Source organism: Novosphingobium sp. GV079, assembly GCF_003058045.1.
In the GTDB taxonomy this organism is placed as follows: domain Bacteria; phylum Pseudomonadota; class Alphaproteobacteria; order Sphingomonadales; family Sphingomonadaceae; genus Novosphingobium; species Novosphingobium capsulatum.
In genome coordinates, this window is sequence record NZ_QBUE01000043.1 from 1 (window position 1) to 3,826 (window position 3,826).

The window sequence follows — 3,826 nt, forward strand, 5'->3', positions numbered from 1 at the left end:
AAGGCCATGGTCGGCCTGGCCTTTTTCGTCATGTCGCTCTTCGCGGTGCAGATCCGCCAGCGCGAAAAGTCGATCGGCTTCCTCGAGATCACCGGGCAACCCGGCTCGGGCAAATCCACCCTGATCGAGTTCCTCTGGAAGCTGCTCGGCCGCAGCGGATACGAAGGGTTTGACCCCAACAAAGCCACCCCGGCCTTCATCGCCCGCAGCCTGATCAAGGTGGCCAATCTCCCGGTTGGCCTGATCGAAAGTGGCCGGAACGATGAAAAGCGCACCGGTGGCCGCCAGTTCGACCACAACGAGTTGCTCGTGTTGTTCAACGGCCGCTCCCCGCGCGGCACCGGCCAAAAGAGTAACGGCGTCGAAACCAGCGAACCGCCATTCCTCGGCACGATCTACCTGGTGCAGAACGAGCGGATCGACGCGATCCCCGCCGTGCTCGAGCGCCTCATGTCCATGTCGATCGACAAGGCCGGGCGCAACGAAGCCACCCGGGCCGCCGCCATCCGCCTCGAACAATGGCCGATGGAGCAGGTGTCCGGCACCATCGTTCATGTCGTGCGCAACGAGGCCAAGTGGCTCGAGCGCTATTTCGCGCGGTCGGAATTCCACGAGCGGGACATGCGCAGCCGGGTGGAGGGTCTCCACAACGACCGCATCATCAAGAACCATCGCCAGCTCGCCGCCGCCGTCGAAACCCTGCCGGCGCTGTTCCCTGCGATCCGCCAGGAATGGGTGGCCGAGACGCTTTCGCTGATCGAGGCCCTCGCGCTCGATCGCCAGTTGAGCGCCGGCGGCGATCATCCCGCCGTCGCCGATTTCTGGGAAAAGGTCGAATACCTGCTCGCGCGCGAAAAGCCCGAGGACCACGGCGAGGGCCGGTCTCTCAACCAGGCGCGGGACAAGGATCGGCTCTTCGCCATCCAGCTCCCAGAGTTCGAATCGCGCTGCCGCAATGCCGGCCTCTCTGCCCCCAACGTCGACCTGCTCAAGAAGGTGCTGCGCGGCAGCAAGAGCCGCAAGTTTGTCGACCGCAAGAAGGTCAACAACCCCGCCGGCCACATCGTCGGATGCTGGGTGTTCGAGCAGCCCGCCAAGGCGGAGCGCATCATATGACCTGGGCCGAACAGGAATTCCGCATCTGGCACGGCATCCAAAGCCCCGAGCCGCCCGCCGCCGCGTTCGACTATGCCGAGATCCGCGAAATGGCCGAGCGCATGCTGGACACGCGGCGAAACAGCTTCCCCCAGCTCATCGCCAAGGGCCGGATGACAGCCGCCGAGGCCGAGGCGCAGATCGCGGTGTTCGAGATCCTCGCAGCCGAATGGCGCTGGATGGCCACCGGCGAAGGTGCCCCGGCTGAGGCGGAACAGATCCCGGCCCTGCGCGAGGCGCTCGACCAGAGCATCGCCACCATTGCCGAGATCGCCCGCGAGCAGCGCGGGTTGACGGCCGAGCTGGCCGCCCAGGCCGAATGGGTGATCGCCATGGCCTGGCACCTCGAGCCAGGCCGCCGCACCCGCACCTGCCGCGCGCAAACCTTCGTGCTGCGCCAGCTCATCGCCGCCGAACAGGAGGCCCGCCGTGCCGCGTGACCTTCACCCCATGGCCTGCCCCTGCCGCGCCTGCCGCCCGACCGCATCGCCCAGGCCCGCCCGCTTTCCCATCCCCGCCGGCCCGCGCCGGTGGCTCACCGCTGCCAGGGCTCACTGCCTGGCGATCCTCACCCGCTGAACCGGAGATTGCCCATGTCGATTGCCCACCGCCTCGCGCCTGCCCTCTTCGAATGCCGCTGCGGCAACCAGCATTCCGCCGCCGATGGCCACTTGCCCGTGGGCTGGACCACCCGCGCCGGCAACGTCTGGTGCGAAGACTGCACCCGCGCCGGCGTGCCCGTCCGCGAGGCCACCCAGCCCCGCCCGCGCCGCAAGCCCCTCTCGCCCAGGTACGCGGCGCAGTGATCGCCCTCGGCCCCCGCGACGTAGGCCGCGCCGTCGCCCTCACCCTGGTGCTGAGCGCCGCCCTGCACATCCTCGATCGCGTCATCGCCGGCTTCGCCCGCTGCCCGCTCGAGCACTGCCTCCCCTGGTGAAACCAGCCTCCACCCGCAACGAAAGGAAGCCCCGCAATGGCTTGTGAATGCATCAAGAACATCGATGAGCAGCTGACCGACCACACCCTGGAAATCGCGATCTGCTTTGCCAGCGACCGCAACGAGCTGGTCGCCCGCACCTTCACGCCCCTGGTGCGCAAGGACACCAGGAAGCACGAAACGCGCAGCAAGCAGCCGCGCCACTTCGCCCACACCTTCTGCCCGTTCTGCGGCACCCGCCACGATCCCAAACCCGTCGCGCAGGCGACGGAAGGCGGTGCGGCATGAAAACGGTCATCGTTTATGGTCCCATGGCCTGCGGAAAAACCCGCAACGCTGCCCGCATCGCCGCGCATTTCGGCATAGATACCATCGTCGACGATTGGGATGAGAGCCGGCACGTAATCACTCCCGGCGCGATCCATCTTACCAACTGCCCCGTCCGCAAGGGATCAGTTCCGTGCGTCAATTTCGGGGATCTACAGCTTCCTCCGGTAGGCTTGATGAGCACGAAAAAGACCGATCCGCGCCACATCAACAAATATCAGAAGGTCGGCCGACCGAAGAAGGGCGGTGCGGCATGATCGTCGTCCGCGTCGAACTGTGGTCTGCCGTCAACGGCGAAAAGACCGAACTCGCCCGCATGGTGGTCGATAACATCGGCGGCACCAATACCCGTGGCAACTACCGCTGCCGCACCCTCAAGGGCCGCTCCAAGGCCGCCCTCGATGGCGCCCTCTGCGCCGCCATCCGTGGCGGCAAGGGAACCCAGCGCGAAAGCCAGGTCACCGGCCACCCCCGCCTGCGCGAACACGTCTGGAACCTCGTCGCCAAGTGCCTCGCCGCCATGGATTATGGCGACAAGGCCGCTGCCGAGGGAGAAGCGGCATGAAGGCCCTCACCATCTGGCAACCGTGGGCCAGCCTGATCATTGCCGGCGCCAAGCCCTACGAATTCCGGGGCTGGCGCCCGCCGGCATCCCTGATCGGCCAGCGCATCGTCATCCATGCCGGCGCCGCCAAGCGCCCACGCGATGAAATCCAGCTGCTGATCGATCTGTGCCGCTGGCGCCAAGTTCCACTGGTGGCGCCCTCTTGGGCAGAAACCTGCCTGATCGCCGAAAAGGCCGGGGCCGTTCTTCATCAGGCACTGGCCCGCGAATTGCCCATGTCCGCCGGCATCGGCACGGCGATCGTCGGAGAACCGCGCCTCGGCACCGAAATCGCGGAAGAATTCGGCGTCCCCCGCGCCAACGACAGCGACCGCGACGAACACGCCAACTGGGGCTGGCCCATGCGCGAGATCGAGGCCTGGCCCGAACCCATCCCCATGCGCGGCTTTCAGGGCCTATGGAACTGGCAGACCCCCGTCGACGCGATCGGAGGTGGTCATTGATGCTGCTCTCGATCATCTTTGGCACGGTCATCGGCACGATCTGCGGCATAGCCTTGCGGGCGTTGACCACTTGGTCCTGGCCTTGGGCATGGGGTTGGCCAGAATTTCTGCTCGTGACGTGGTGCGCGTTCGGCGGATCCTGCATCGGCGTTGCTTGGCAGATCATTCGGCGAGGCCGGCAATGAGCGCGCGCGTCCTGATCGGTTGCGAGCGCAGCGGTGTGCTGCGCCGCGCGTTCCTCGCACGTGGCATTGATGCCTGGTCCTGCGACCTCGAGCCGGCCGACGATGGCAGCAATCGCCATATTCGCGGCAACCTGCTCGACCATCTCGATGATGG

The 3,826-nt window shown here is 66.5% G+C and carries 7 protein-coding genes and 1 pseudogene; all 8 read left to right on the forward strand.

From position 1 onward, the window contains the following. Positions 1-1,116 (forward strand): annotated as a pseudogene (locus C8K14_RS22785) (bifunctional DNA primase/helicase); the annotation flags it as partial. Next, positions 1,113-1,595, forward strand: coding sequence for a hypothetical protein (locus C8K14_RS22080; protein ID WP_107758318.1), 483 nt, complete (start codon positions 1,113-1,115; stop codon positions 1,593-1,595). The pseudogene C8K14_RS22785 and the gene C8K14_RS22080, both read left to right, overlap by 4 nt. Positions 1,596-1,748: 153 nt before the next feature. Next, complete coding sequence (locus C8K14_RS22085; protein WP_107719304.1) at positions 1,749-1,961, forward strand: hypothetical protein; 213 nt, start codon at positions 1,749-1,751, stop codon at positions 1,959-1,961. After that, the gene (locus C8K14_RS23175) at positions 1,958-2,092 is read left to right on the forward strand and encodes a hypothetical protein (protein ID WP_255420089.1); all 135 of its coding nucleotides are present in this window, start codon (positions 1,958-1,960) and stop codon (positions 2,090-2,092) included. The genes C8K14_RS22085 and C8K14_RS23175 overlap by 4 nt, the downstream gene beginning before the upstream one ends. A 36-nt stretch (positions 2,093-2,128) precedes the next feature. Further along, positions 2,129-2,380, forward strand: a complete 252-nt coding sequence (locus C8K14_RS22090; protein ID WP_107719306.1) for a hypothetical protein — start codon at positions 2,129-2,131, stop codon at positions 2,378-2,380. Beyond that, positions 2,377-2,676: a hypothetical protein gene (locus C8K14_RS22540; RefSeq protein ID WP_133726926.1), complete on the forward strand. Its 300-nt coding sequence runs from the start codon at positions 2,377-2,379 to the stop codon at positions 2,674-2,676. Before C8K14_RS22090 ends, C8K14_RS22540 begins: the two co-directional genes overlap by 4 nt. Beyond that, positions 2,673-2,984, forward strand: a complete 312-nt coding sequence (locus tag C8K14_RS22095) for a hypothetical protein (protein ID WP_107719308.1) — start codon at positions 2,673-2,675, stop codon at positions 2,982-2,984. The genes C8K14_RS22540 and C8K14_RS22095 overlap by 4 nt, the downstream gene beginning before the upstream one ends. Further along, positions 2,981-3,487 (forward strand): ASCH domain-containing protein, encoded by a 507-nt coding sequence (locus C8K14_RS22100; RefSeq protein WP_107719310.1) that lies wholly within the window; start codon positions 2,981-2,983, stop codon positions 3,485-3,487. The genes C8K14_RS22095 and C8K14_RS22100 overlap by 4 nt, the downstream gene beginning before the upstream one ends. Positions 3,488-3,826: the final 339 nt, after the last annotated feature.

Excerpts from the sequence above, each read along its gene's own strand:
- C8K14_RS22080 (WP_107758318.1), top strand. The coding sequence starts at position 1,113 with ATGACCTGGGCCGAACAGGAATTCCGCATCTGGCACGGCATCCAAAGC.
- C8K14_RS22085 (WP_107719304.1), top strand. The coding sequence starts at position 1,749 with ATGTCGATTGCCCACCGCCTCGCGCCTGCCCTCTTCGAATGCCGCTGC.
- C8K14_RS22090 (WP_107719306.1), top strand. The coding sequence starts at position 2,129 with ATGGCTTGTGAATGCATCAAGAACATCGATGAGCAGCTGACCGACCAC.
- C8K14_RS22540 (WP_133726926.1), top strand. The coding sequence starts at position 2,377 with ATGAAAACGGTCATCGTTTATGGTCCCATGGCCTGCGGAAAAACCCGC.
- C8K14_RS22095 (WP_107719308.1), top strand. The coding sequence starts at position 2,673 with ATGATCGTCGTCCGCGTCGAACTGTGGTCTGCCGTCAACGGCGAAAAG.
- C8K14_RS22100 (WP_107719310.1), top strand. The coding sequence starts at position 2,981 with ATGAAGGCCCTCACCATCTGGCAACCGTGGGCCAGCCTGATCATTGCC.